Here is a 26,984-nt window from a genome sequence, read left to right on the forward strand (position 1 = left end):
ACCCCCACCCTCTCCCGCAAGCGGGAGAGGGAGAAAATGATTTGGACTTCGATCGCGCTTCGAGCACGGGGACGCGTACGGAATGAAGTGGGAGTCTCACCCGCCGGTCCCGATCGTTTTCGTATACGAGGCTTCGCAATGACGCACGTGGGTGTTCACCCGGCGATCGATGGAGGATCCGTTACGAGGTCCAGGCAAGATTCGACCGGCGGGTGAAAAGTGAGCCGTGTAGGGATCGAACCTACGACTTCCTGCTTAAAAGGCAGGTGCTCTACCGACTGAGCTAACGGCCCACGCGCGGATCATTGTAAGGGGGGAGCGATCCGGATGCAAGTGTGTGGGGCGGGGATCAGGAGACGGAAAGGTCGACCGTTTCGTCCCGTTCCGGACCGATGGAGAGAAATCGGACCGGAGCTCCCGCCTCGGCGCCGACCCGCTCCGCGTAGCCCAGAAGTTTTTCCGGAAGATCCCCGGCGGCCCGCGCGGGTTGACCGATCTCTCCCCATCCCGGCCACTCCTCATAGACCGGTTCCAGACGGCCGAGCGCGGCGGGAAAAGGAGGGGGCTCCTCGAGCCTCTCTCCTTGAAAACGGTAGGCGACGGCGACGGGGATTCCCCGCCTGCCGTTCAACACGTCCGCCTTGGTGAGGGCCAGCTCGGTGATCCCATTCCAGCGCACCGCCGCACGCACCATCGGCAGATCGAGCCAGCCGCAGCGGCGCGGCCGCCCGGTGGTGGTCCCCACCTCTCCTCCCCGGTCGCGCAGAAGCGCGGCCTCCTCCGCGGATGCTTCCGTGGGGAAAGGCCCGGTTCCGACGCGCGTGGAGTACGCCTTCACCACGCCGACCACGCGGTCGATCGCCGCCGGCCCCACGCCGAGCCCGGCGCAGGCGCCGCCCGTGAGCGTGGACGAGGAAGTGACGAAGGGGTAGGTGCCGGCGTAGAGATCGAGGTGCGCCCCCTGCGCTCCCTCGAAGAGCACCCTCTCCCCGCGACGGAGGGCGCGGCCGGCCCCGGCGGAGCAGTCCCCGATGAGGGGACCCATTTCCTCGCGCCAGAGCGCCCATCGCTCCTCCAGGCGCGCGAAGCCGATCCTCTCGCTTCCGGAAAGGCGGATTCTCTCATCCGCCCGCTCGTGAAAATCGCGGAGCTTCTTCCGGCCGTCCTCTTCCAGAAGATCGGCGACCAGCAGCGCGCGCCGCGCCGCCCGATCCGCGTAGGCCGGGCCGATTCCGCGCCGCGTCGTGCCGAGGCCGCCCGCGCCGAGCCTCTCCTCTTCCGACCCGTCGAGGGCCGCATGGTGGGGGAGGAGGAGGGTGGCGCGCGCGTCGACAAGTAGACGGTCCCGGATCGTAATGCCGCGCTCCTCCAGCCCGCGGATCTCCGCGAGCAGGCGGTCCGGGTCGATCACCATCCCCCAGCCGAGGCCGCAGCGGATCTCCCGTCTCACCGCCCCGGAAGGGATCAGGTGGAGGGCGAACCGCTCGCCCCCCACCCGGATGGTGTGCCCCGCGTTGGCGCCCCCCTGAAAACGGATCGTCCAGGACGCGCCCGACGCGAGAACGTCGATGATTTTCCCCTTACCCTCGTCGCCCCATTGGGCGCCCAAAACCACCGTGGCCGGCATCAGGCGTTCAAGACCTCCTGGGCGGCGCGCACGCCGCTCCCCGGTTCGACGGGATACCCGAGCCGCGGGAAGACCGATTCGAGGGCCGCGATCGCGGTGATCACGTCGAACCGGTCGAAATAGCCCATGTGGCCGATGCGGAAGATCTTCCCCATCATCTCCCCCTGTCCGCCCGCGAAGAGGATGCCGTAGTCCTTGCGGACGATCTTGCGCATTTCCTCGACGTCCAAACCTTCAGGCGGAAGGACGGCGGTGACGGCGTTGGAGGGGCATTTGCTGAAGAGACGGCAGCCGATGGCGAGCACGCCGGCGCGGGTCGCCTCGGCGAGCAGCGCGTGGCGCGCCGTCATTCCCTCGATCGTCTCCTCGCGCACCCGCTTCAGCCCTTCGCGGAGCGCGCAGACCACCGACGTGGCGGTCGTGAAGAGAGGAGAGTTGGCCGCTTCCAATTGTTTCCGGTTCGCCCGGAAGTCCCAGTAGAAGCGGGGGAGATCGGCGGTCTCCATCGCCTTCCAGGCGCGCTCGGAGAGGGCGACGAAAGAGACGCCGGGCGGGCAGCCGAGCGCTTTCTGGGAGCCGCTCGCCACCGCGTCCAGCCCCCACTCGTCCGTCTTCAGCTCCAGCGCGCCCAAGCTGGAAACGGCGTCCACTACGATCAGGGGCCCGAGGTCGCGCACCTTCTCGGCGACGGCGCGGATGTCGTGGAAAGTCCCCGTCGACGTCTCGCTGTGCGTGAGGAGGATCCCCTTCACGTCCCCCTGCTTTCCGAGCCAGGCGCGAAAGGCGTCGGCGTCGGTGGTCTCGCCGTACGCCAATTCGTAGGAGAGCACCTCCAGACCGTAGGCGCGCCCGATGTTCCGCCAACGCTCGCCGAACTTGCCCGCCACCACCGCCGCGACCCTGTCGCCGCGGGAGAAGAGGTTCGCCACCGTCGCCTCCATCACGCCGGTGCCGGAAGAGACGAACATCAAAGGATCGCTTTCGGTCTGAAAGACGTAGGCGAGGTTGTCCGTCACCTCCCGATAGATGGCGCGGAACTCGGGGGAACGGTGATGCAGCTGCGGACTCGCGTTCGCGGCCATCACCTCGGCGGGAACCATGGTCGGGCCGGGTGCGAAGAGTCTGTACTTGTTCATCGTTCGCTCGCGCTCCTTATCCAACCGGTCAGTTTCTCTCTGCCGGCGCCGGTTTTTGCCGAGAAAAGAAGAACCTGTTCTTCCGTGAGATCGAGCGTCTTCCGGATGGTCCGCGCGGCGACGAGCGCCGCGCCGCGACTCACCTTGTCCGCCTTGGTCGCCACGGCGAGGAAGGGAACTTCCCTCCGGGCGAGCCAGCCGCGCATGATCCCGTCCTGTTCTCCGGGAACGCGCCGGACATCGAGCACGAGAAGACCGGCGACCAGGTTCTCCCTATTCTCGAGATACCCTTCCACGAGGCGCCCCCATCGGCGGCGCTCCGCCTCCGGCGCCTTGGCATACCCATAGCCGGGGAGGTCCACGAGAATCAGTCCGTCTCCTTGATAGAAGTTCAACGTGCGGGTGCGGCCCGGGTCGCGGCTCATCCGGGCGAGCTTGCGGTTCCGCCCCACCGTGTTGATGAGGGACGACTTCCCCACGTTCGAACGCCCCAGAAGCGCCGTCTCCGGCAGCGCCGGCGCGGGGAGCCGGTCCAAACTCGACACGGCCCTGTCGAACTCCAAGGAGAGAGGCTTCACGTCCTGCCTTTCGTGCCGATCCGCGACGATTGTACAACCGGCGGGCTCGTCTTCCAAGAGGAGTCGGAGGGAGGCGGGATCAGCGGCGACCCTTGGGCGGGGGCCGGAAAAGGGGGATCCGGTTTCTCTCCGGTTCGGCGAGCACGCGGGGGAGGACCTCGTCCATGTCGCCCACCGGAACGAGTTCGAGCCCTTCCTTCACCTCCTCCGGGATTTCGGCGAGATCCTTCTCGTTCTCCCGGGGGAAGATCACGGTCCGGTAGCCGGCGCGCTGGGCGGCGACCAGCTTCTCGTTCAGGCCGCCGATGGGGAGAATGCGCCCCCGCAGCGTGATTTCGCCGGTCATGGCCGTGTCCCGTCGGATCGGCACGCCGGTGAGCGAGGAGATGATCGCGGAGGCGATGGTGATTCCCGCCGACGGGCCGTCCTTGGGAATCGCCCCCTCCGGGACGTGCACGTGCAGATCCGTCTCGCGGTAGAAGTCGTGGGACAAGCCGAGGCGAACGGCGCGGGAGCGAACGTAGGTGAGCGCAGCCCGGGCGGACTCCTGCATCACCGTGCCGAGATGGCCGGTGAGGGTGAGCTCCCCCTTCCCCTCGACGGACGCCGCCTCGATGGAGAGCGTGTCGCCGCCCGTTTCCGTCCAGGCGAGGCCGTTGGCGACGCCGATCAGGTTGCGCTTCTCCATCTCCCTCTTCGGATGGCGCCGCACGCCGAGGTAGCGGCCGAGGGAGCGCGCCGTCACACGGACCGTCCGGGCCTTTTTTCCCCGTCCCGCCGCGGCGCGCGCCGTCCTACGGCAGATCCGGGCGATCTCCCTCTCCAGGTTGCGCACCCCCGCCTCCCTCGTGTAGTCGCGAATGATCCCGCGGAGGGCGTCATCCTCGATGGAAAGGTCGCGCGGTCGAAGCCCGTGCTCCTTCATCTGGTTGGGAATCAGGAAACCCCGTGCGATGTGAACCTTCTCCGGTTCCAGATACCCGGGAAGACGGATGATCTCCATCCGGTCGAGAAGGGGGGCGGGGATCCCCTGCAGCGTGTTGGCGGTGGTGAGAAACATCACCCGCGAGAGGTCCAGTTCCAGCTCCAAGTAGTGGTCGCTGAAGAGGGCGTTCTGCTCCGGGTCGAGGACCTCCAGCAGCGCCGCCGCCGGGTCGCCGTGAAAATCCTTGCTCATCTTGTCCACTTCGTCGAGGAGGAAGACCGGGTTCATGCTCTCCGCCTTCCGTATGGACTGCACGATACGGCCGGGAAGAGACCCGATGTAGGTGCGCCTGTGCCCCCGGATCTCCGCCTCGTCCCGCACGCCGCCGAGGGAAACGCGGACGAACTTGCGCCCCAGCGCGCGCGCGATGGAGCGCCCGAGGGAGGTCTTTCCCACGCCCGGCGCGCCGACGAAGCAGAGGATCGGGCCGCGGATCCGCCGGACCCGCTGCATCACCGCCACGTATTCGACGATCCTCTCCTTCACCCGATCGAGTCCGTAGTGGTCCTCGTCGAGAATGCGCGCCACCTCTTCGATCTCCCGGGTGTCCTCCGTCTCCACGCCCCAGGGAAGGCCGATCAGCCAGTCCACGTAGTTGCGGACCACCGTCGCCTCCGGCGACAGGGGAGGCATCTTGCGGAGCTTTTCGATCTCCTTTTCCGCCTTCACCCTCACCGCTTCGGGCATGCGGGAGCTCTGTACCGTCTCCAGCAGTTCCTCCACCTCCGACGACCCTTCCGGCGCGTCCCCCAGTTCCTTGCGGATCGCCTTCAGTTGTTCGTGGAGGTACCACTCCTTCTGGTTCTTGTGTACCTGGGAACGCACCTCCCCCTCGATCCTCTTCTCGATCCGGAGGATCTCCAGCTCGTCGTTCAGCATCTGCGCGAGAAGGACGAGTCGCTCCCGGCTCGTCTCCGCCTGCAGGATTTTCTGCTTGCTCTCCACGGGAACCAGCAGATGGGCGCCCACCAGATCGGCGAACTGATCCGGATCGGTCACGTTCGCCACCGGCAGAAGCACCTCCTCGGGGACTTTGCTGTGGAGCTGAGCGTACTCCTCGAACTGACTCTGCGCCGCCCGGAGCTGGGCGGTGAGGCGCCGGGAGGGTCGCGAACGGGCGCCGTAGGGGAGAATCCGCACTTCCGCGTGATCCTCGCGGGGGAGGAAGCGCGTCATGCGAATCCGCCCGATCCCCTCGACGAGCACCTTGATCGATCCGTCGGGGAGACGGAGAAGTTGGAGGACGCGGACCACCGTGCCGACGGGGTAAAGGTCCCGTCGTTCGGGATCGTCCGTCTCGGTGCGCTTCTGGGCGGCGACCACGAGAAAGCGGTCCCCCTCCACCGCGCGGGTGAGGGCGACGACCGACTTCGGCCGGCCCACCAGGAGCGGGATGATCATGTAGGGAAAGACGACCACGTCCCGGAGGGGAAGGAGGGGGAGCTGCTCGGGGATTTCGATGATTTCCTCGCCGCGGCGGATCTCGATCATGAGCGGTTCTCCCCCGACGGGCGGCGATCAGGAGCTTCCGGTGCCCTTCTTCCGCCTCTTCGCGTCGAGGGTCATCATGGGCTCTTCGCCCCGATCGATCACGGCGTCGGTAATCATGCACTCTCGGACATCGGAGAGGGAAGGAAGGCGATACATCACGTCCAGCATCGACTCCTCCAGGATCGCCCGAAGACCCCGGGCGCCGGTCTTGCGCGCGAGCGCCTTGCGCGCCACCGCCCGGAGCGCTTCAGGGGTAAACTGGAGAGCGGTGTTCTCCATCTCGAAGAGGACCTGGAACTGCCGACACACCGCGTTTTTCGGCTCCGTGAGGATGCGGATCAGCGCGTCCTCGTCCAGGGTCTGCAACGCGCAGATCGACGGCAGACGGCCGATCATCTCCGGGATCAGGCCGAACTTGAGAAGGTCCTCCGGCTCGGCGTGGCGGAGAAGAATGCTCCCCTCGCGCTCCTTCCGGGTCTGCACCTTGGCGCCGAAACCGAGCACCTTTTCGCCCATCCGCCGCGCGATGATCTTGTCGAGTCCCTCGAAAGCGCCGCCGCAGATGAAGAGGATGTTGCGCGTGTTGACCTCGATGTACTTCTGCTGCGGGTGCTTGCGCCCTCCCTGGGGAGGAACGTTCGCCGTGGTTCCCTCGAGAATCTTCAGAAGCGCCTGCTGCACCCCCTCGCCGGAAACGTCGCGGGTGATCGAGGGATTGTCCGACTTGCGCGAGATCTTGTCGATCTCGTCGATGTACACGATCCCCCTCTCCGCGCTCGGCACGTCGTAGTCGGCGTTCTGGAGCAGCTTGACGAGGATGTTCTCCACGTCCTCGCCCACGTAGCCCGCCTCGGTGAGCGTGGTGGCGTCCACGATGGCGAAGGGGACCCGGAGCAGCTTGGCCAGCGTCTGGGCGAGAAGGGTCTTCCCCGTGCCGGTCGGTCCGATCAGGAGGATGTTCGATTTCTCCAGCTCCACGTCGTCGCTGGTGGATTCGAAATGGATCCTCTTGTAGTGGTTGTACACCGCCACGGAGAGGACCTTTTTGGCGTCGTTCTGGCTGATCACGTACTGATCGAGAAACTCGTGTATCTCCGAGGGTTTGGGGATCTCCACCTCGGTGGTGACCATCTCCCGCCCCATCTCCTCGCGGAGAATGTCGTTACAGAGCTTGATGCACTCGTTGCAGATATACACCGACGGGCCGGAGATGAGCTTGGTCACCTCTTCCTGGCCCCGGCCGCAAAACGAGCAACGAATGGGGTGGGGAGAACCGATCCGCTTTTTCACGTGACCAACCCCTTCTTCGGAGAGGATCAGACGCGCTTGCTGATCACCTCGTCGACGATCCCGTAGTCCTTCGCCTCTTCAGCGGACATGAAGAAATTCCGATCCGTGTCTTTCCGGATCTTCGCGATGCTCTGCTCGGTGTGATTCACGAGTATCTGGTTCAGCGTCTCCCGTGTCTTCAAAAGCTCTTTGGTATAGATGTCGACATCCGACGCCTGGCCTTCGCTGCCGCCCAGGGGCTGATGAATCATGACCCGCGCGTGGGGGAGGATGGACCGTTTCCCCTTGGCGCCGGCGCACAGGAGGAGCGCGCCCATGCTCGCCGCCTGGCCCATGCAGATGGTCATCACGTCCGGCTTGATGTACTGCATCGTGTCGTAGATGGCGAGTCCGGAGGTGACGTACCCGCCCGGGCTGTTGATGTAGAGATAGATGTCCCGTTCCGGATCGTCCGCCTCGCAGAACAACATCTGCGCGATGGCCAGGTTGGCCACGTTGTCGTCGATCGGGCTTCCGATAAAAATGATTCGGTCCTTGAGCAACCGCGAGTAGATGTCGTAAGACCGCTCACCCCGTCCGCTCTGCTCGACTACGATTGGAACCAGTCCCATCGATTCCGCTCCCCCCGTCAAGGTTTGACGGTCGAGTGCTCCCGCACCCACTGATAGACCTTTCTTTCCCTGAGGAGCCGCCGGATATCCTTCTCCAGGTCCTCCTCGTCGCGGCGGCGCCGCTCCGCGGAGAGAGAAGGGTCGGTGCGGGGGCGGAAAACCCGCTTCATCGCCTGCACCTCCTGCTCCTTCGGCTCCAGATTCTCTCTTCTACTAATTTCGGAAAGAAGGGCCAATTTCTGAATCGCCCGGAGCGCTCCTTTTCTCTGTTCGGCGAGATATTCCGCCTTTTGCCGGGCGGCCTCCTCGCGGTGCTCCGGTGGAATCTCCTCTTCCGAGGGGAAGGAAGGCGCGTTTTTCTCCGCCACCTTGTCCAGGAGCCTCTCGGGCACGTCGATCGGGTTCGCCTCGATGATGCGCTCCAGAATGTCCCGGTCCAGCGCCTCGTCCGCCTCCTCCTCCGCCTTTTTGGTCATCTCCTCACGGATCTTGGCGCGGAGGTCGTCCACGCCGGCCCCCTCTTCGCCGAGGATTCGCCCCGCGAAGGCGTCGTCCACCGCCGGAAGCATCCTCTCCCGAACCTCGTCGAGCTCGATACGGAACTCCACCACTTTCCCGGCGAGAGCCGCGTTGGGGTAATCCACGGGGAAATCGACGGGAATCCCCTTCGTCTCGCCGGGGGAGAGACCGAGCATCCCCTCCTCGAGCGTCTTCTGGACGGCGTCCTCGGAAGGCTCGGGCCGGAGGATCACCTCCGCGCCGGTGACGCGCTTGCCGAAGGCGTTTCCGTTTTCCAGAAAACGCTGGTAGTGAAAGATCAGCTGATCAGTGCGGATCGCCGGACGCTCGGCGCGGACGTACTCCGGGTTCCCCTCGCGAATGCGCTCCAAGGCCTCCGCGACCTCCTCGTCGCTCACGGGTCGGACGGGGCGATCCAGCTCGAAATCCTTGTACTGCTTCAGCTCGATCGCCGGCCAGGCGTCGATCCGTATGCGGAAGCGGACCGGCTCCCCCTCGTCGGCGGAGAGATCTTCCACTTCGGGGTCGAAGAAGGGGGTCACCTCGTAGCTGTCCAACGTCCGCCAGACCACCCGGGAGACCAGTTTTTCCAAGGCGTCGCTCCGGATCGCTCCGGCGTAACGCCGCTCGAGGACGGAGCGGGGGATCTTCCCTTTCCGAAAACCGGGCACCCGGGCGTCCCGGGCCAGGTCTCCGTACGCCTTTTCCATCTCCGCGTGAAGGGAAGCCTCGGGCACCTCAACGGAGAACACCTTCAGCCCCGGTTCCGGCTCCTCGAATTGCACGTTCGGCGTTTGTTCTTCGCTCATCGATCCGTCTCGGTCCGCCTTCGTTCGTAGGATGGTTGTACGATTCCTGGTGCGAGAGGGGGGACTTGAACCCCCATGAGTTTCCTCACTGGATCCTAAATCCAGCGCGTATGCCAGTTCCGCCACTCTCGCGGGGCACCTGATCCGCATTACGCGAACGGTCCCGCGGGGGACCGCCCCCAATATAACAACCCCGAGGGGGTCCGTCAAGGAAACGAAAGCCTAATCTGTTGATTCGGCTGGAGTTTCCCGTCGAGATCGCCGACTCACCCTAAGAAAAGCCCCTCCGGAGTGTCAAGCAGATTCCGGGCCGTGAAAAGAGGTATTTCCGCGCGCTCCCGACCGTCTCGCTAGTGGGAGCCCTTCATCGTGAGGACGACCCAGATCGTGCGGATGAGGATTTTCAGATCCAGGAGGGGGGATAGGTTGCGGATGTACTCCAGGTCATAACGGAGCTTGGTGCGGACATCCTCGAGGCATGTGTCGTAGTGGTGCTTGACCTGGGCGAGACCGGTGATTCCCGGTTTCACCCGGAGACGGACCGCGTATTCGGGAATCTCGTCGATCAGATCCCGCACGAAAGTGGGGCGCTCCGGCCGGGGACCGACGAGGCTCATGTCCCCCTTCACGACGTTGATCAGCTGCGGCAGCTCGTCGACGCGGAGCTTGCGGAGCACGCGGCCGAGGAGGGTGATCCTCGGATCGTTCTTGCTCGCCCAAATGGGGCCGAAGCGGTTTTCGGCGCCGTCCACCATGGTTCGAAATTTGAAGATGATGAACGGCTTCCCCGGAAGATCGAGGGTTCTCCTGTCATAGACATCGTAATAGGAGGTCGATGCGCCCCCGCCGCGGGACATGCCGCGCCGGTTTTGTCCGATACGCACCTGCCTGTAGATGATCGGTCCCGAAGAGGAGAGGCGGATGGCGACGGCGACGAAGGCGAGGAAGGGGAGGAGAACGATCAGCATTCCCAGGGAGAGAAGACGGTCGGCGAATTCCTTGGCGAGCGGGACACGGGGAGCGTCGTCCCAGCGCATCCGGAGGCGGTCGCCGGCGTGTCGCGTCAGATCGATGACCTTGAGGGTGCCCGGACGCGCCACCCTCTCGGCGCGCTTCCCCTTGATGGGCAGAATCCTCGACAGTCCCATGCGCCGTTTCATGGTCCGATCCCGTGCTCCGACTGATGTGATTCCCTATCCCGCGGGCGGCTCCCCAAGAGCCCTACCCAGTCGCCGGGGACCAGGCGACGACGCGGACTTCGGGCCGCCCCGGTGGAACAACCGGTCTGTTCCTGTTGATAAGCAGCAGAGACTGGTGACAAGTATTTTACCGCATCGGAGGGCGGTCGGTCAAGCGCCCGGACGCTACGAGTCGTCCTTTCAAATAATCGGCCGCAGGCCCCACCGGCTGGAGTTCCGGTTCGACGCCCCTCGGGGCGCGTCAGGGGAGCGTCGTGAAGGAGCCGATCGACGAGACCGCCTCCCCCCCCGATTCATCCTCCACGGTGATCTGAAAGAAGTAGTTGCTGTCGGAACTCAAGCCGTCCAGGGCGATCGAATGCACGGTTCTGTACGAAGCGGCCCCCTGCTCCTGGAGATTCAGCGACAGGCCGTTCTTGCTGTAGGAAACCACGGCGAGGGCCGGCACGTCCGTTTCGAAACTGATCACGGCGAAGGTCTGCCCGATCGTCACCTCCACGTTCGAGACGACCGGAAGATCCGCGGGCGGGAAAACCGCCTGGACCGTGTTGCTCCGTGTCGCCGCCCCGGCGAGATCGATCGTTTCCAGGTAATACTCCACGGAATAGGGGAGATCGGTCACGTCCGGATCGTGGACGTAGGATGTCGCATCGATGTTGTTGATTTCATCGATGAGCGAGAAGGCGGGTTCCGCCGAACCGGTCGCGAACCCCGCGGCGTAGAGATGGTAGGCCGCGAAGTCGGTGTCCGGGGACCGGTCCCAGGAGAGGATCACGTTCCCGTTCGCCTGGTCCACGCTCGGCGCGCCGAGTGTGACGAAGGAGGGAGGGAGGTCGGTGGTGGTCACGGCCGCCGCTTCCGATCCCGAGGCGAGTCCGCCCCGGTCGACTACGTAGATCCTGTAGAAATAGGTCTTCGCCTGCGCGGTGCCCTCGTCGGTCCAGTTGCGCGTGTAGATCTCGCCGATCACCCCGGCCAGCTCCGATTCGCGGCTCACCGCCTCCGACGTGGACCGGTAGATCTCGTAGTAGGCGAAATCCGCCACCGTGGACGGGTCCACCGCGGTCCAGGTGAGACGGACGGTCGTGGAGGGGGAAGAGGAAGCCTCGGCGGTGAAACTCTCCACCGCCCGGGGCGCCGCGTTCCTCGTGCTCGCCCTCAGCTCGTTGGAGCCGGAGATCCGCCCGCCCGTGTCCTCGGTGAAGACTCGGTAGTAATAGGTGGTCGAGTCCACGGCCAGCGAGGAGTCGATCCAGCTGAGACGTTCCCGATCCCGGATCACCGCCACCAGCTCTTCGTCTTCCGCGCCCTGCAGGCCGGGCAGAGCGCCGCGACAGATTCGATAGCCGTAGAAGTCGATTTCGGCGCTCCTGGACCAACGGAGGAGGATCCAGTCGCTTCCCGACTCGGCGGGATCCTCGAGCGTCACCGGCTCGGGATAGACGTCGGTTTCCTGGAGGGCGATCCGCGTGCTGGTGCGCGCGGATGCGCTGTTCCCGGCGCGGTCCGTGAAGGAACCGGCCGCGACGGCGCTCTGTGCGCTGATCCCCGCCGGCACGCGCCAGACGAGCCGGTGGACTCCGTTCAAGGTGTCGTAAGTGAGCGGCTCGCCGATGAGGGCGTCGCCGATGGTGACCGTCGCGGTTCCCCCTTTTTCGCCGGTGTTCATCTCCACGCGCAGCGTGTCGCCCGGGGCGAGAATCTTCCCCTCCGAATCTTCGGTCAGAGAGAGGATCTCCGCGCGGGTGTCCAGCACGATCCCGTCCTCGGCGATGGCGGTTTCCACGCCGCCGGCGGTTCGGAACCGGGCGTATACGGTCTTGGCGCCGTCCCCCTCCGAGAGGAGCCAGGTGATCGCCGTCTCATAGGCGCGATAGAAGGAGCCTTCCAGATCCGGGTCTTCGCCGATCCGCACCTCCGTCACCCCCGCGGGAGCGGTGAGGGAGAGAAGGACCGACGGGGAAGCGGTGTAGGCGGCGCGATCGTTGATGGTCAAACCGATCGACCCCGGCGTGATCGTCAAGGGGAGGGAACGCTCCGACTCGATCCCCGAAACGCCGAACGCGGTCACTTCATAGGTATAGATACGGCCGGGAACCAGGCCGTCGTCCCGGTACTGCCGCGCTTCGGTGCTGTCGATGAGGACCGACGGCGCCGCGTCCCCTTCGCGCCGGTAGAGACGGTACCGGAGAACGGACTCCTCCCCGGTCATCTCCCAACGGAGGGTGGCCTCTTCCTCCCCCAGGGACGCCCGGAGGTCCGTCGGGGCGGCGGGGACCCGGACGGGTTCCGCCACGCGGGTGATCGAGTCGTCGCCGCAACCGGCCGGCAGGAGGAGCGCCGGGCCGAGAATCAGGAGCGCGATAGGAAGGAACCTGCGTCTCATCCGGATAGCCTCCGACCGCGCCGATCAAAACCGGCCGCGGATACCGATTGCCGTCGATCCCCGGACGGGAGGATCGAGAAAGGAAATTTCCCAATGAGGAGCCTCTTCGCCGGGAGAATCCGGACCGATGAGGGCCGCGTCCAGAACCGCCCCGATCCAGATTCCCGCGGTGATCACCGCGGCCAGGTTTCGCCCGTCCCGGTGGTCGTCCCGCCGATTCCGAGCCGCCGTCGTCTCTCGATCCACCTCGAGGAGAAGCGCCGCCTCCTCCGGGCCTCCCGGAATCAGTTCCGCCCTTTCGCGCCCGAGCGCGTCGAGGAGGTCTACCTCTTCCTTGTAACGGACGTGCGAGACGAGCGCGGAAACGCCCGCGGCCGTCGCCGCTCCGGCAAAGGCGAGGGCGCGGATGTTTCGGCCGGAGTAGTTCTGCCCCATGCCGGGATAGAGGAGAGAGCGGAGCGCGCGGCGCAAGCGCGTCTTCCGCACCAGACCGATTTGCACCGTTCCCGGATCCCCTTCACGCACGTCGAATGAGGAACGAAAGAGGAATGCGTCCGCTGCGCCGAGAGCCCAGAAAGCGCCGAGCGTTCCGAGGGAGTAGTCGCGCGCCCTCTTGTTCCCGTTCGTCTCCGCTTCCAGCCGGAAGGTCTCGTGTAATTGATCGAGGTAGGCCGCCCGGTCGTTCGGGTCCGTCCTCTCCAACGCGGCGTCGGCGTCGTTGAAATCCTCGCGGGCGCCGCGATAGCGCGACTCGGTCACGATGGCGGCGATACCGGCGGCGAGAGTCGCGCCCCCCCAGAAGATCCCCTCCGTCCTCCTGCCGTCGCGGATCTGTCCCGAGCCGGGGAGGAAGAGGGAGTGGACGAGCCGGTCCGCGCCGGGGGAACGGTCGTGGCGGTCGAGCCGGAGCGCGCCGTCCTCGACGCGGAAAAGGAGCGACCCCACGGCGGTTTCGTAGCCCGGCATCTCGACGCGGGCGCGGTAGGCGCCCGTGTGGTCCGCCCGGAGCGGTAGGGGGGATTCTCCGCGTAGGACCATCGATCCCTTCAGTTCGATCCGCGCGCCGAGCGGATGGGTCCAGATGGTCAAAGGATCCGCCGCGGCGTTCGCGCGGAGCGCGATCATGAGAAGAATCGGGACGGCGCCGAGAAAACGGCGGCGGTCGATGGTCATGGCGGGCGTTCCCCTCCTTTCCGGGTTCTCCGGGAACGGAACCAGAATAGGCGGCCCTAAGTGACGTGTCAAGAAGAGGGTCGCGCCTGGAAAGCGTCGGTGAGGCGCGCCGGGTCGAACGGCTCCGCGTCCACCCGATCGATCAGCTCCCCCATGGGGAGGAAATCGCCGCCCTCGATGAGCCGTCCGAGGCGTTCCTCCACGTGCTCGATGCCGTGGTAGTGACGGAAACGGGAGAGGAGAGGGAGAGGGACTCGGGGCTGGTCCGGATCGATTTCCCACGGGTGCAGGTAGAGAACCGGCGTCCCCCCCTCGGCGCGGATCGCCTCGAAACCGCGCCGGATCCAGGAAAAGGGGAGTAGGCGGAGGTAGCCGCCGCCGGATACGGGGAGGTTCCAACGCCAGAGGCGGCGCGTGGAGAGGGGGAACTCGATGATCTCCCCGGCGTCGGCGCGGATCCGGACGGGGCGGCGGGGGAAACCGGGAATACCGTAGCGGTCGTGGCGGATCGGAAAGACGCTCGAGTCGAAACGGAATCCTTCTTCGATCAGAATCGGGAAAGCCCAGAGCGAGCGGCGGGTGATGGAGAAGGTGGGGGCGCGGTAGCCCGACGGCGCGCGGCCGGTCACCGCGCCGATCGCGTCCCTGCTGCGTCGCAGGTCCGCGCGGAATCGCTCCGGACCGAGTTCATGGACCAGCGCGTGGTCGTAGCCGTGGCAGGCGATCTCGTGGCCGGCCGCGGCGATGGCGCGGATCGTGTCCGGCTCGCGTTCCGCCAACCAGCCGAGCACGAAAAATGTGGCGCGCGCGTCCCATTCCTCGAAGCGGCGGAGAAGGCGTTCCACCGCCGCGCCGGCGCGTCCCGCGCGCGCCTCCCACTCCTTGCGACCGACGCGATCCCGGAGTAGAGTGGCGTGAAAGTACTCCTCCACGTCGACGGTGAGCGCTCCCGTGCCGGGTCCTCTTTCCCTCATGGGTTCTCCTTACACCGGCAAGGTATCGGCGGGGCGGAAGAGCTGTCAAGCGGTCGGATCGACATGTTTTGCTTGCTCCCCTCCCGGAGCGGCCGATAGGATTCGGCCGGGATCGCCCGGCGCCGTGACCGGTTTAGCCCGAAAGGAGTCCGCAGTGCGTTTCATCCGCTTTCCCCTCATCGTCCTTACGGCCCTTCTGCTGCTCGCGTTCCTCTCCGGTTGTGGTGGGAAAGAGGGCGGGGAATCCGGCGCCGGCCCGGACGGACCGGGGGGAACCTGCGTGATCGGCGTGGAGACCGACGCGGACGCTCTCAGCCCCTTCGCGTCGAGCACCGTCACCGGAAGCGACGTGCACGGCATCCTCTTCCGGCCGCTCGCGCGGACCAACCCGGACATGGCGACCTACTCGCCGGAGTTGGCCGAGTCCTGGGAGTTCTCACAGGACCACAAAAGTCTCACCTTCCACCTCCGTCACAGCGTGACCTGGCACGACGGCGCACCCTTCAGCGCCTACGACGTGGAATTCGCCCTTCCGATCTATAAGGACACGAGAATCGCCTACGGCGCCGTCCGCTGGCTCGATCACGTCACCGGCGCCGTCGCGCTCGACTCCTTCACCGTTCGCTTCGACTTCGACGCCGTCTACCCCTATCAGCTGACCGACGCCAACGTGGCGACCCCTCTGCCGAAGCACCTGCTCGAGGGGATCCCGGTGGAGGAACTCCTGCATCATCCCTTCAACCGCCGCCCCGTCGGGAACGGTCCCTTCCTCATCGAGAGCTGGACCGCCCAGCAGTCCATCGTTCTCCGCGCCTACGAGGACTATTTCGAAGGGCGACCGATGCTGGACCGGGTGGTTTTCAAGATCGTCCCGGACCGGACCAGTCTTCTGGCTCAGCTGAAGACGGGGGAGGTGGACCTCTATCCGAAGTTTCCGCCTCACGCCTACGAGGATCTGAGGGACACTCCGGGGATCGTCATCCACCGGGTGCCGAGCCGCTCCTATTACTATCTCGGATGGAACAACGCCCATCCACTCTTCGCGGACCGCCGGGTCCGCCGGGCGCTGACGATGGCGATCGACCGTGAGTCGATCGTCCGTTCCCTGCTCTACGGGTTGGGGCGCGTGATCCACGGGCCGATCCTTCCGTTTCTCTGGGCGTTCGACCCGGAGATCCCTCCGATCCCCTACGACGTGGAAGGGGCGAAGCGGCTCCTCGCCGAGGCGGGTTGGGAGGACCACGACGGCGACGGCTGGCTCGACCGGGAAGGAGTCCCCTTCGAGTTCACGATGAAAACGAACGAGAACAACGATCTCCGCAAGGACATCGTCGTCGTGGTGCAGGAGATGCTCGCCAAGATCGGCGTCCGCATGCACCCCGAAACGGTGGAGTGGACCGTTTTCGTGGAACAGACGAACCGGAAGGAGTTCGAGGCCGACTGCTACGGCTGGCGACAGGCGGTCAAGGTGGACCTGACTCCGATCTGGCACAGCCGATCCATCGCGGACAAGTTCAACCAGGTCAGCTACTCCAATCCCGAGGTGGACGAGCTGATCGACCGAGCGGGGATGGAACTCGACCGGAAGAAGGCGAAGGATCTCTGGTCGCGCGTGCAGCGGGACATCGCCGCCGACGCGCCCTACACATTCCTCTTCAATCTGGAGGACGTGCACGCCGTGCACGAGCGTTTCCGGAACGTTCGTTTCCTCACGTACTCTTGGACGTATAACATTCACGAATGGTCCGTCCCGGCGGATCGGCGCCGCTACTGATCCGCCGGGCCGAGGCCCGATCTTCGAGGCGATGGCATCCTATCTGATCCGACGCGTGATCGGCGCCGTCCCCCTCGTCTGGGGCGTATGCACGCTGGTCTTTTTCGTGGTCCACCTGGCGCCGGGAGACCCGACGGCGATCTATTGGAACCCGGACACGGACCCGCAGGTGATCCGGGAAATGCAGCACAACCTCGGTTTGGACCGGCCCTTGCCGGAGCAATACGTCCGCTGGCTCGGCCGCTTTCTCACCGGAGACTTCGGCCACAGCTTCGCCCGGAACCGCCCCGTTTCGGAAGTCCTCGCCGAAGCGCTGCCGAACACGCTGATCCTCTCCTCCGTCTCCCTGGTGATCCTCTTCACCCTCGGGATCCTGGCGGGAACGGCATCGGCGGTCCGGCCGCGATCTCTCTTGGATCACGCCATCACACTCGTCTCCTTTTTCTTCTACTCCATGCCCGCTTTCTGGTTCGCGCTGATGCTTCTTCTGGTCTTTCACTACCGTTTGGAGTGGTTCCCCGCCGATCAGATGCACGCGCTCGATTTCGAGTATGACGCGCTCCCCTTCCTCGGCAGGATGGCGGACCGTGTTCGGCACATCGTCCTCCCGGCGACGGCGCTGGGGCTGGGCGCGACCGCCGGCGTGGCGCGCTACACGCGGGCGAGCCTCCTCGACGTGATCCGTATGGACTACATTCGAACCGCCCGCGCGAAGGGACTGCCGGAGAGCCGAGTGATCTTCCGTCACGCCCTCCGGAACGCCCTGATCCCGGTGGTGACCCTGGTCGGCCTCTATCTCCCCTTCCTCTTCAGCGGCGCCGTGCTCGTGGAGACGATCTTCGGATGGCCCGGCATGGGACGGGTGATCGTCACCGCCATCTTCCAGAGGGATTACCCGCTGGTCATGGCGAACGCTTTCCTGATGGCGGTGCTGGTGATCGCCGCCAATCTCGCGGCGGATCTGGCCTACTCTTTCGTGGATCCCCGGATCCGCCACGGGGGGGAGGAACGATGAGGATTCCCCTTCCTGGTTTGGCCTCTCTCCGCGCGGGGGCGATCGGGACGGCGCTCGCCGAATTTCTCTTCTTCGCCGCGCCGGCGGCGCTCTTGGCGGCGAGGGGAGAGCGCGCCCTCGCCTTGGTCCGTTCCGGCGATCCCTCGGGAGTGGCGTCGGCAGGCGCGGCCCTGGCTCTCGTGCTCTGTCTCGCGGCGCGGGAGGCGCTCGGCGGGCGGGGGAGAGGGGGGCGCCGGCGCTCCCCCTTCCTGGATCGTTTCCGCGACAACCGCCTCGCCCTGGCCGGCCTCGTCGCGATGGGGGTGCTCTACGCGGGTGCGCTCTTCACGCCGCTCCTGGCGACGGGTTCGCCGAGCGCGCAGAACATCGAAACGGGGCGCCACCTCGCCCCGTCGGCGGACCATCCTCTCGGCACGGACAAATTCGGCAGGGACGTTTGGACCCGTATTCTTTATGGTTCCCGCGTTTCCCTCACCATCGGTTTCGTGTCGGTGGCGATCGCGATCTCCATCGGCACCCTGGTCGGAGCCGTCACCGGCTATTTCCGTGGATGGGTCGACGGCGTGCTGATGCGGCTGACCGACGTGCTCCTCGCCTTCCCACGGCTGGTTCTCCTCCTGGCGGTGATCGCCCTTTTCCGGCCGTCCATCTTTCTTCTGGTCGCGGTGCTCGGCGCTACGGGCTGGATGGGGACGGCGCGGATCGTGCGGGGCGAGGTGCTCTCCCTCCGCGAACGGGAATTCGTTCTCGCCGCGCGGGCGCTCGGCTACCGCGCTCCCCGCGTGATCGTCCGGCACATACTGCCGAACCTGGTGGCGCCGATCGTGGTGGCCGCCACGCTGAACATCGGGCACACCATCATCCTCGAAGCGTCTCTCTCCTTCCTCGGTCTGGGCGTGCAGCCGCCGGCGGCGAGTTGGGGGAGCATGATCAACGACGGCCGGGACGCCCTTCTGGGGGCCTGGTGGGTCGCCACCTTTCCGGGGCTGGCGATCGTCGGCACCGTCATCGCCTTCAACCTCGTCGGCGACGGGCTCCGGGACGCCCTGGACCCCCGTACCGCGCTCCCATGGCGGCGGAGGAGAGGGACCCAATCCGATTGACGACGGGCGGGGAACGGGTTATGGTTCACGACGTTGGCGGTTCCGTCCGCCGCCCCCGACGAGTGGCTCGCGGGGGGCGGAGCCGTTTCTTATTCGCTAGAGGAAACAGCGAACGGGGGAAAGGAATGAAGCTCTCGCGATCCTGTTGGATCTTTCTGTCCGCACTGCTCCTCATCGGGGCCGGTTGCGGAGGCGACGATGAAAACGTGATCGGCGGTCCCGCCGACGGCGAGGATCAGGTGGTCCTCACCCTCCGAAACTTCGGCGATCCTTCGCCCGGACATTTCGCGCTTTGGGCGGAAGAGAACGGCGTGAAGACGCGGGTCGCCTCTTTCGGCGTCCTCGATGGCGCGCCGGTCACCCTCGACGGCGATCCGCTCACCTCCTTCGAGCAGGAGGATCGTCTCGCCGGCGCGGATCGCCTGCTGATCACCGTCGAAACGGACACCGCCGCGACGACGCCGGCCGGTGCCGCCTTTCTCGCCGGAACCCCCGGCGATCTGCAGGCGGAACTGACCGTCGCCGCCGGAGTGGGCGCGGATCTCACCGGCGCGGCCGGCTTTTTCCTTTTCGACACGCCGAGTACCGAGGACGACGCGGACGCCGGGCGCGGAGTCTGGTGGACCGACGGCGAGGGAGCGGCGGGGCTGCTGCTCCCGACTCTCTCCGCCGGTTGGGTGTACGAAGGGTGGGTCACCCACCGGGTGACCGGCAAGGCATACACCACAGGCCGCTTCACCAACCCCGGCGCCGCCGATTCGGACGGAGCGGGCGCCACGGGAGGCGGCGGTGACGGCTATCCCTTCCCGGGACAGGATTTCGTAACCGCGGCCGGCGACGTGCCCGTCCTCGACGTGGACGGAGGCGTCTACGGAGTCTCCATCACGCTGGAGCCGGCCACGGATCCGTCCGATGAACCCTTCTTCCTCACCCTTCTCCAAAAAGACGCCGGGAGCGGCAATCTCGTCCTCTCCGTGCAACGTTTTATCGGATCGCCGGCGGAAAGCTACTACGAGATCTGGGCGGACTTCCCCGATTCGACGGTCAGCCTCGGCCGCTTCGTTTACAGCCTAAGCGCCATCCGGGACGTGACCACCGGTGATGTAATCACGGGATTTCCGGTGGGGAGCAACGTCCTCTCCGCCGATGACTTCCTCATCTCGATCGAGCGGAATGACGGCGACCCGTCGCCGAGCGGTTCCTATTTCCTCGGCGCCGCCGCGAACGGGGACACCCTGCAGATGTCTTACGATCACCCCCTCGCCCTGGGAGACGTTTTCGCCGGAACCGGCACCTACACCCTCGACACGCCGACCTCTCCGGAGAGCGACGCGGATTACTACCGCGGTATCTGGTTCTACGACACGACGGGAACGGACACCGTCTCCTCCCTGGACCTTCCGGCGGCCCCCTCCGGCTGGATTTACCAGGGCTGGATCGTCCGGCTCCGCACCGGCACGACGAGCGACACCTTGATCTCCATCGGCACCTTCGCCGACCCGAACGGCGCGGACTCGGACGGAGCCGGCGCCTACGCGGGCGCGGGCGCCGCTCCCCTCTTCCCGGGGCAGGACTTCCTGGTGGGCTCCAATCGCCGTTTCAACCAGAGCAGTTACGCGGTGAAGATCTCGCTGGAGCCGGCGAACGACTCGACGCCCGCATCCCCCTTCCTGGTCCTTTTCGAGGATCTGCTCGTCACTCCCCAAAACCCGGGCGTCCAGCAGAGCATGACCAACAAGTCCGCTTCTCTTCCGGCCGCGAAGGGAATCCTTGACGCATTCAACAGCCTACAGATGGCCTCCAACGGAAACCGCCTGCCGCGGGCGACGATCCACTTCGGGAGTAAATAGATTACGGGAGAGGGGAAGAGAATTCTGTCCGTAAGCCGCCGGACCGACGTTCCCGCCTGGTACGGCCGCTGGTTCATGGAAAGACTGAACGAGGGGAGGGCGTGCTACGGCACGCCCTTTTCATCACGGGTTCACGAGGTTTCCCTTCTCCCCGAGGACGTTCTCGCCTTCGTTTTTTGGACGCGGAACGCGCTCCCGTTCCTCCCCGCGGTGGACCGCCTCGAGCGGGAGGGGCGCCTCTTCTACTTCCAGTACACCCACACCGGTTACGGCCCCCCATGGGAACCGTCGGGCCCCGGTGAGAGGGGTTTGGAGGGACTGATCCGGCTCGCGGAACGGATCGGGCCTGAGAGAGTGGTGTGGCGCTACGATCCGATCCTCCTCGCGCCCGGGGAGGAGCCGGAGGACCACAGGCGTCGTTTCCGGAGGATCGCCGGCCGCCTTCGGGGGAAGGTCGATACCGTGATCGTCAGCTATCTCGACAGGTATCGAAAAGTAGACCGCCGTTTGCGAGCCGCCGGCCTCGACGTCCGGGAACCGAGCGTAGGGGAGGCGAGGCGCTTGATGCTCGACCTCATGGAGATCGCGGCGGAGAAGGGGATCTCCCTCGCCGCCTGCTGCGAAGAGGAGAGAAAGCCCGAGGAAACGCCCGCCGCGTCCTGTGTCGATCCGGATCGGATCCGGCGGCTCGCCGGTGATCCGGATCTACGCATCAACCGCCGCCCCACACGGCCGGGGTGCGGCTGCGCGGAGAGCCGGGACATCGGTGCCTATGACACCTGTCCCTTCGGATGCGTCTACTGCTATGCCGTGTCGAGCCCGGAGAGGGCGGAAAGGAGCCTGAGGGCTCACGAGCCCGGAGAGGACCGGCTCCGGCCGGCGTAGCGCTGGGGGGGGACCGTTCCTTCCGGATAGGTGACACGGTAGATCGTGTCGAAGCGATGGAAGGGAACATTCACGGTTTGGTCGTATTCGATCCAGACCCGCAGGTCGTTCCTGTTTCTCCAGACCAACACGTTCTCGGGGTCGAGGGGGATCTTCTTCTCCCGGGCATACTCGAGAATCTGAGCCTTCACCCAGTGCTCGGAATGATCCATCGAGGCGGCGACGATTTCGTCGACCCGCATATCGAGGAAACGGTAAAGGATGTAAGGAGTGCCCGCCGAGACTCCCAGATGGATCACCGCGACCAGCAGAAAAAATCGGAACACGAATCGCACGGTACGCCTCCCAATCGATCTCCTCTACTTCTCTTATCGGCAGAGCCCCCCCGGCGAAAGACCCGACGGAAACGTACGACTTCTAACACGCTTTATTACAACGCCTAACGGATATTATCTCCGGTGCGTTCTCACCATCTTTCCCCTCCTGTTCAAAGGAAACGCCCCGCCCGGAACATCGGTCCCGAGCGGGGCGCGGCTCCCGCCTTGCGGCGTGGTCGGTCTCAGTACTCGACGATTTGGACGTGTTTCTCGAATCCGGCCGCGTCCAATTTACCGGCGTTGAAATCGCTGATGTACTTCATCTGCACTTTGATCACGAGGCGCCGGATATCCTTGTCCGTCCAGGCGGTCTGCAGGGGAACCGCGAAGAGGGTGAACCAATCGTCGCTGCTCGCGCGGGCGATGGTGTCTCCATAATCACGGATCACCTCGATCAGTTCCTTCTTCACGAGGCCGTACCGCTCTTCGTCGGTGACGGCCATTTCTTCGTCATCCTCGTCCCAGTCGCCGGAGCCTTTCTTCCTCTGGATGGTGATGACCGTCTCCCCCTCATCCTCATCCTCTTCCCGGGTCACGGTGTAGCCGCTCCCCATTTTCATCAATTGGGAGAGTTTCTGGAGCCCGAACCCCTCGTCGACGAGTCCCACCTCGAGGGTGAACACGGGACCGTATCCTTCCAGGTAGACTCCGCGGACGCATTGCGAGGATCGAACCAGGGCGTTCCGGCTCTCCACCATGGCTTCGTCTATGATCTTTTCCATGATGGAGATCTGCTTGTAGGCCTTGTCTTTCTTCATGTCGCCGGCGAATGCGTCGGCCGTGACGAGCAGAAGGGCCAGTGGAATGGCGAGCAACGTCAGCACCGTGAGTTTCCACACTCTCTGCATCTTCGGACCTCCTCCCTCGGGTTCGTCGTGTGGCTTTCTATCCCATTGGACGACGGCCCGTCGCGATCTGCTTAACCTTTTTATCCACGGTCCGTTCCCTCGCGCGCCGAGGAGAGCGAAACGAGGGAGCCTCGGTGGGGTGAGCCGTGTATCATGAAGTCTCGGAATAGGTTACAATAGGACGGACGCCGGGAAACCGCAACGGGGTTGTCCCATCCGTCCCGCCGTGATAGCTCTTCAGCCGAAAGGCGGAGGTTCCGAAGGATGCGCGCGGTCTCGATCCTCTTCATGGTCTGCTTCTTCCTCGTCGCGGCGGTGCGCCCTTCGTCGTCCGCGCCGACCACCGGCGAAGAGGGAGAGGGAGAGGTCCTTTTCGGCGAAGCCATCATCCTCCGCAAACCCGTCTTCAATCCCTCCGTCCCCGGTTATGACCGTTTCCCATTCAGCTGGCTGAACCGCCTTCACGTGGTCACCCGTGAGAACGTCATTCGGAACGCCCTACTCTTCCGGGAAGGAGATCCCTACGACGAAGAGATCCTTCGAGAAACGGAGAGAAACCTGCGGGGGCTGATGTTCATCAATTACGCCTCGGTGGAGCCGCTCGACCCGGATGAGAAACGGCGGAGGGTGGTGGTGGAGACCCACGACACTTGGTCCACCCAGGTGGAGCTTTCGGTGGACGACGAGGAGGAGGGGGGAGAAAAGGACGATTTCGAGATTCGCCTGAACGAGATCAACATCCTCGGTTTCGGCAAGCGGATCGGCCTGCGCTACACGCGCCGGGGGAATCGTGGGGGGCTCGGTTATGTCTACGAGGATCCCCTCCTTTTCGGGTCGCGTTGGAACATGAAAGTGGAGGTGCAGGGGGGACCGGGCGACGACAGGAGCCACGACGCCTACCTCCGGCGACCCTTCTACTCGCTTCGCACCCGATGGGGAGGGGTGGCCCGCACGATCCGCGTGGAGAGCGTGCGCGATCTTTACCGGGCGGACCGCAGGATCGGCGATCTCTTCCGCGTCTACCGCTGGGAGAGCGTCGCCGTCGGAAGAATGCTGGGGGACAGGCGACGTAAGTTCCTCTTCCGCTTCGAGGGGACACGGGAAGAGAAGGTCTACAGGGATCTCCGCCTTCTGGAGGGTGTGGATTCGGACACGGTCGCCGCCCCGGAGAACGAGAGGCGCTGGATCGGCGGCGTCGGCCTCGGGTACGGCTCTTTCCACTTCATCGAGGAGCATCAAATCGACCATTTCGACCGCGTGGAGGACGTGGAACTGGGAGGGTATCTTTATCTGTCGGCCGGACGCGTCGTCGAAGGGGAGGGGGAGTGGCGTTTCGCCGGCCAGGGGCAGTACACGCACCCCACCGGTAGCGGGCGCTACCTCGCATGGATCGCCGGCACGCGCGCGGACCGTCTCTCCGGCGGTTGGGGGAGAACCCTCGCCTACGGCTCGATTCTCTCCCACCAGCGCTGGTCCCGCCGGAACACCCTCGCCGCCCGGATCCGATGGGACGAACTCTGGCGCGCCGATCCGGGCGAGCAATTCCTTCTCGATCACCTGAACGGTCTCCGCGGCTTCGGATCGGCGAGCGGCGCCGGGGTCCGCCGCCTGGTGATCAACGTGGAGAACCGTTTCTTCTCGAGCATACGCTTCTACACGCTCGCCTTCGGAGCCGCCTTCTTTTTCGACGCGGGCGCCACTTGGGATCGCCGGGATGCGGTTCGCGCGGAGGACATTCGCTCCTCCTTCGGCGCCGGCCTCCGCGTGGGATTGACCAAATCGCGCAACTCGAACGTCTTCCGAGTGGACGTCGCCAAAAACCTCGAGGACGGTTCCCTTTCCGCCCATGTCGGCCTCGGGCAGATCTTTTCTCTCGCCTCTCCCTTCACCGACTTCACCAACGATCCCTCCCCCTGAGCCGGCCCGCGCCCGGACACGCTTTGTGCGGCTTGACTAACCCGTTTGTTCGGGAGAAGATGGTGAGTCGCCTCGCCGCGGCGACGGGGAGAAGAGATGTCCGCGAGGGTACGCGAGTTGGAGGGCTGGTTTCGCGAAGCGGAGTCGGTCTTGGTCGCCTTCTCGGGGGGGACGGACAGCGCGCTTCTCGCCCGTGTGGCGCACGATGTACTCGGCGAGCGCGCGGCGGCGGTCACCGGCGTTTCCCACTCCCGTTCCGCGGCGGACCGGGAGTGGGCGGAGAAGGTCGCGCGCGAGATCGGCATCCGCCATCGGTTCGTCGAAACCGGCGAATGGGAGGATCCCCGATTCCTCGCCAACGACGGGGAACGGTGTTACCTCTGTAAGCGGGAGCTCTTCCGGCTTTGCGCGGAGAAAGCGCGGGAGGGGGGTTTCCGCCTCGTGGCGGAGGGTTCGCAGGTCGGAGACCGCGACGATCACCGGCCCGGATTCCGAGCGGCGGTGGAAGCGGGTGTCCGTTCCCCCTTCCTGGAGATCGGGATGGACAAGCGGGAGATCCGGTCGCTCTCCCGCGAACTGGGTCTTCCGACATGGAACAGGCCCACGGGCGCTTGTCTCGCCACGAGGATTCCCCCGGGAACGGCGATCACGGGTGAGCGGATCGCCCGTGCGGAGAAGGCGGAGGCCTTTCTGCGCGGCGAGGGTTTCGGGACGGTGCGGGTCAGGCTCGACGGGCCGAACGCCCGAATCGAAACCGGCGCCGTCGAAATCGATCGATTCGCGGACGCGGACCTTCGCCTCCGGATCGCCGCGCGTTTTCGGGAGATCGGTTTCGAGAGAACCTCGCTCGACATCGAGGGGTACCGAGAGAAAGACGGAGGGGTGTAAGCGATGCGCGTTTCCCGATCCTTCCCTTTCGAGGCGGCCCACCGCCTGGAAGAATACGAGGGGAAATGCGAAACCCTCCACGGGCATACCTGGCGGATCGAAGTGACCTTGGAAGCTCCGGTCGGCCCGGACGGCCTCGCTTTCGATTTCGTCGTACTGGAGCGGGAGGTGCGGAAACACGTTCTCGCGCACCTCGACCATACATACTTAAATGACGTGCTGCCCGTCCCGTCCGCGGAGAGGGTGGCGCTCTGGGCTTGGGAGCGGCTCTCCCATCTGCCCTTGGCGGAGATCCGAATATGGGAAACCCCGGATTGTGTCGTGAGCTATGACGGATCGCACGGAAGCGGATCGAAACAGGACGGATGATCGTCTCCGGGACGAGGTGATCCGGACCCACATGGGCGCTTATGAGCGCCGTTACCAGCGACGCTGGGGGAAGGAACCGCCGAACCGGTCCCTCCCCCGGGTGGCGCTCATCCATGACGCGCCGGCGGATGACGGTGAGAATCCTCTTCGGAACATCCTCGGATCCGGTGGCGCGGCGGTGGAGGAATGGCGCTCCGGCGGCGAGCCGATTCGGATCGAGACTCCTTTCCGGGCTCTGGTGGTGTCCGCCGCCGAGATCGGGGGGGAGAGCGAGCTGGACCATTTCCGCCGGTTCCTCCGGCGGGCCATCGGCCGCTCCACGCTGATCGCCGGTCTCGGCCCGGGCGTGCTCCTTCTCGCCCGGGAGGGCTTTCTGGGCGGGCGGCGGGCGTCCGGCGCCCCGGATCACAAAGAGTTCCTGGCCGCGCACAATGTGCACTGGGCGGACGCCTCGGTGGTCCGCGACGGACCCTTTCTCACCTGCCGGGATCCGGAGTCGGCGAGCGATCTCGCGGACGAGCTGATGGAGATGATCCGGACCGCCGGCGAGGAGGGATGATGCATCACGAGGATGAGCCCGGCGCCCGCGGAGTTCCCACGGAGGAGCAGATCCGCGACCTTCTCCGCGGCATCGGCGAGAACCCCGACAGGGAGGGGCTCGTTCGGACGCCGAGGAGGGTGATCGAGGCGTTCCGTTTTCTCACCAGCGGCTACGACATGACGGCGGAGGAAGTGGTCAACGGAGCGATCTTCGAGGAGAGCGACGTCGACGAGATGGTGATGATCCGCGGGATCGAGATGTACAGTCTCTGCGAACATCACCTGCTCCCCTTCTACGGCAAGTGCCACGTCGCTTACATTCCGAACGGAAGGGTGATCGGCCTCTCCAAGATTCCCCGGATCGTGGAGGTCTATTCGCGGCGCCTGCAGCTCCAGGAGCGTCTCACCAACCAAATCGCCGAGGCGGTGCAGAGGATTCTGAAACCGCGGGGGGTGGCGGTGGTGATCGACGCGATCCATCTCTGCATGGCGATGCGCGGCGTGGAAAAGCAGAGCGCTTTCACCAAAACGAGCGCCCTCCTCGGCGGTTTCCGAAACCAGCCGCAGACGCGGGCGGAGTTCTTCTCTCTTCTCCGCGAAAACCAGGGATAGGCGCCGGACGCCGGCGGGAAGGAACGGG

General features: G+C 65.4%; 23 protein-coding genes and 2 tRNA genes. 10 read left to right on the plus strand and 15 right to left on the minus strand.

The window, feature by feature from the left end; translation table 11 throughout:
- Positions 1-220: 220 nt before the first annotated feature.
- From JW958_05480 to JW958_05540, 13 genes are all read right to left on the minus strand, one after another.
- A tRNA-Lys gene (locus JW958_05480) sits at positions 221-293 on the minus strand.
- A 56-nt stretch (positions 294-349) separates the two neighbouring features.
- Positions 350-1,627 carry an adenylosuccinate synthase gene (locus JW958_05485; protein MBN1825700.1) on the minus strand — a complete coding sequence of 426 codons (1,278 nt, stop codon included), beginning with the start codon at positions 1,625-1,627 and terminating at the stop codon, positions 350-352.
- Positions 1,627-2,763, minus strand: coding sequence for an alanine--glyoxylate aminotransferase family protein (locus JW958_05490; GenBank protein ID MBN1825701.1), 1,137 nt, complete (start codon positions 2,761-2,763; stop codon positions 1,627-1,629). The genes JW958_05485 and JW958_05490 overlap by 1 nt, the downstream gene beginning before the upstream one ends.
- Positions 2,760-3,341, minus strand: coding sequence for a YihA family ribosome biogenesis GTP-binding protein (locus JW958_05495; protein MBN1825702.1), 582 nt, complete (start codon positions 3,339-3,341; stop codon positions 2,760-2,762). The genes JW958_05490 and JW958_05495 overlap by 4 nt, the downstream gene beginning before the upstream one ends.
- Before the next feature lie 79 nt (positions 3,342-3,420).
- Positions 3,421-5,817: an endopeptidase La gene (lon, locus tag JW958_05500; protein MBN1825703.1), complete on the minus strand. Its 2,397-nt coding sequence runs from the start codon at positions 5,815-5,817 to the stop codon at positions 3,421-3,423.
- A 27-nt stretch (positions 5,818-5,844) separates the two neighbouring features.
- Positions 5,845-7,095: an ATP-dependent Clp protease ATP-binding subunit ClpX gene (clpX, locus tag JW958_05505; GenBank protein MBN1825704.1), complete on the minus strand. Its 1,251-nt coding sequence runs from the start codon at positions 7,093-7,095 to the stop codon at positions 5,845-5,847.
- Positions 7,096-7,133: 38 nt separating this feature from the next.
- Complete coding sequence (gene clpP, locus JW958_05510) at positions 7,134-7,712, minus strand: ATP-dependent Clp endopeptidase proteolytic subunit ClpP (protein MBN1825705.1); 579 nt, start codon at positions 7,710-7,712, stop codon at positions 7,134-7,136.
- A gap of 23 nt (positions 7,713-7,735) precedes the next feature.
- Positions 7,736-9,046 (minus strand): trigger factor, encoded by a 1,311-nt coding sequence (gene tig, locus JW958_05515; GenBank protein ID MBN1825706.1) that lies wholly within the window; start codon positions 9,044-9,046, stop codon positions 7,736-7,738.
- A 47-nt stretch (positions 9,047-9,093) separates the two neighbouring features.
- Positions 9,094-9,178: transfer RNA gene (locus JW958_05520), tRNA-Leu, on the minus strand.
- A 218-nt stretch (positions 9,179-9,396) separates the two neighbouring features.
- Complete coding sequence (locus tag JW958_05525) at positions 9,397-10,206, minus strand: sugar transferase (GenBank protein MBN1825707.1); 810 nt, start codon at positions 10,204-10,206, stop codon at positions 9,397-9,399.
- 280 nt (positions 10,207-10,486) lie between these two features.
- Complete coding sequence (locus JW958_05530; protein ID MBN1825708.1) at positions 10,487-12,631, minus strand: fibronectin type III domain-containing protein; 2,145 nt, start codon at positions 12,629-12,631, stop codon at positions 10,487-10,489.
- A 24-nt stretch (positions 12,632-12,655) separates the two neighbouring features.
- Positions 12,656-13,804 carry a PEGA domain-containing protein gene (locus JW958_05535; GenBank protein ID MBN1825709.1) on the minus strand — a complete coding sequence of 383 codons (1,149 nt, stop codon included), beginning with the start codon at positions 13,802-13,804 and terminating at the stop codon, positions 12,656-12,658.
- A gap of 68 nt (positions 13,805-13,872) precedes the next feature.
- On the minus strand, positions 13,873-14,778 hold the full coding sequence (locus JW958_05540; protein MBN1825710.1) for a DUF3473 domain-containing protein: 906 nt from the start codon (positions 14,776-14,778) through the stop codon (positions 13,873-13,875).
- Positions 14,779-14,932: 154 nt separating this feature from the next.
- Between JW958_05540 and JW958_05545 the strand changes: the two genes are divergently transcribed.
- From JW958_05545 to JW958_05565, 5 genes are all read left to right on the plus strand, one after another.
- The gene (locus JW958_05545) at positions 14,933-16,552 is read left to right on the plus strand and encodes a peptide-binding protein (protein ID MBN1825711.1); all 1,620 of its coding nucleotides are present in this window, start codon (positions 14,933-14,935) and stop codon (positions 16,550-16,552) included.
- A 31-nt stretch (positions 16,553-16,583) separates the two neighbouring features.
- Positions 16,584-17,567 (plus strand): ABC transporter permease, encoded by a 984-nt coding sequence (locus JW958_05550; GenBank protein MBN1825712.1) that lies wholly within the window; start codon positions 16,584-16,586, stop codon positions 17,565-17,567.
- Positions 17,564-18,670, plus strand: a complete 1,107-nt coding sequence (locus JW958_05555; protein MBN1825713.1) for an ABC transporter permease — start codon at positions 17,564-17,566, stop codon at positions 18,668-18,670. Before JW958_05550 ends, JW958_05555 begins: the two co-directional genes overlap by 4 nt.
- 125 nt (positions 18,671-18,795) lie before the next feature.
- Complete coding sequence (locus tag JW958_05560) at positions 18,796-20,520, plus strand: hypothetical protein (GenBank protein ID MBN1825714.1); 1,725 nt, start codon at positions 18,796-18,798, stop codon at positions 20,518-20,520.
- Positions 20,521-21,405 carry a DUF1848 domain-containing protein gene (locus tag JW958_05565; GenBank protein ID MBN1825715.1) on the plus strand — a complete coding sequence of 295 codons (885 nt, stop codon included), beginning with the start codon at positions 20,521-20,523 and terminating at the stop codon, positions 21,403-21,405.
- Here JW958_05565 and JW958_05570 read toward each other — a convergent pair.
- Together JW958_05570 and JW958_05575 are read right to left on the minus strand one after the other, a co-directional pair.
- Positions 21,369-21,740 (minus strand): hypothetical protein, encoded by a 372-nt coding sequence (locus JW958_05570; protein MBN1825716.1) that lies wholly within the window; start codon positions 21,738-21,740, stop codon positions 21,369-21,371. The two genes, JW958_05565 and JW958_05570, sit on opposite strands and share 37 nt — an antisense overlap.
- Before the next feature lie 224 nt (positions 21,741-21,964).
- Positions 21,965-22,630, minus strand: a complete 666-nt coding sequence (locus JW958_05575; protein MBN1825717.1) for a hypothetical protein — start codon at positions 22,628-22,630, stop codon at positions 21,965-21,967.
- A gap of 264 nt (positions 22,631-22,894) precedes the next feature.
- Between JW958_05575 and JW958_05580 the strand changes: the two genes are divergently transcribed.
- From JW958_05580 to folE, 5 genes are all read left to right on the plus strand, one after another.
- On the plus strand, positions 22,895-24,547 hold the full coding sequence (locus JW958_05580; protein ID MBN1825718.1) for a hypothetical protein: 1,653 nt from the start codon (positions 22,895-22,897) through the stop codon (positions 24,545-24,547).
- Positions 24,548-24,643: 96 nt separating this feature from the next.
- Entirely contained in the window at positions 24,644-25,435 is a 792-nt protein-coding gene (gene larE, locus JW958_05585; protein MBN1825719.1) for an ATP-dependent sacrificial sulfur transferase LarE, read from the plus strand.
- 3 nt (positions 25,436-25,438) lie between these two features.
- Positions 25,439-25,804, plus strand: coding sequence for a 6-carboxytetrahydropterin synthase (locus tag JW958_05590; protein MBN1825720.1), 366 nt, complete (start codon positions 25,439-25,441; stop codon positions 25,802-25,804).
- Positions 25,764-26,363, plus strand: coding sequence for a DJ-1/PfpI family protein (locus JW958_05595; protein MBN1825721.1), 600 nt, complete (start codon positions 25,764-25,766; stop codon positions 26,361-26,363). The genes JW958_05590 and JW958_05595 overlap by 41 nt, the downstream gene beginning before the upstream one ends.
- Positions 26,360-26,956 (plus strand): GTP cyclohydrolase I FolE, encoded by a 597-nt coding sequence (folE, locus tag JW958_05600; protein ID MBN1825722.1) that lies wholly within the window; start codon positions 26,360-26,362, stop codon positions 26,954-26,956. The genes JW958_05595 and folE overlap by 4 nt, the downstream gene beginning before the upstream one ends.
- Positions 26,957-26,984: the final 28 nt, after the last annotated feature.

The sequence above is a fragment of the Candidatus Eisenbacteria bacterium genome, assembly GCA_016930695.1.
In the GTDB taxonomy this organism is placed as follows: Bacteria; Orphanbacterota; Orphanbacteria; order Orphanbacterales; family Orphanbacteraceae; genus JAFGGD01.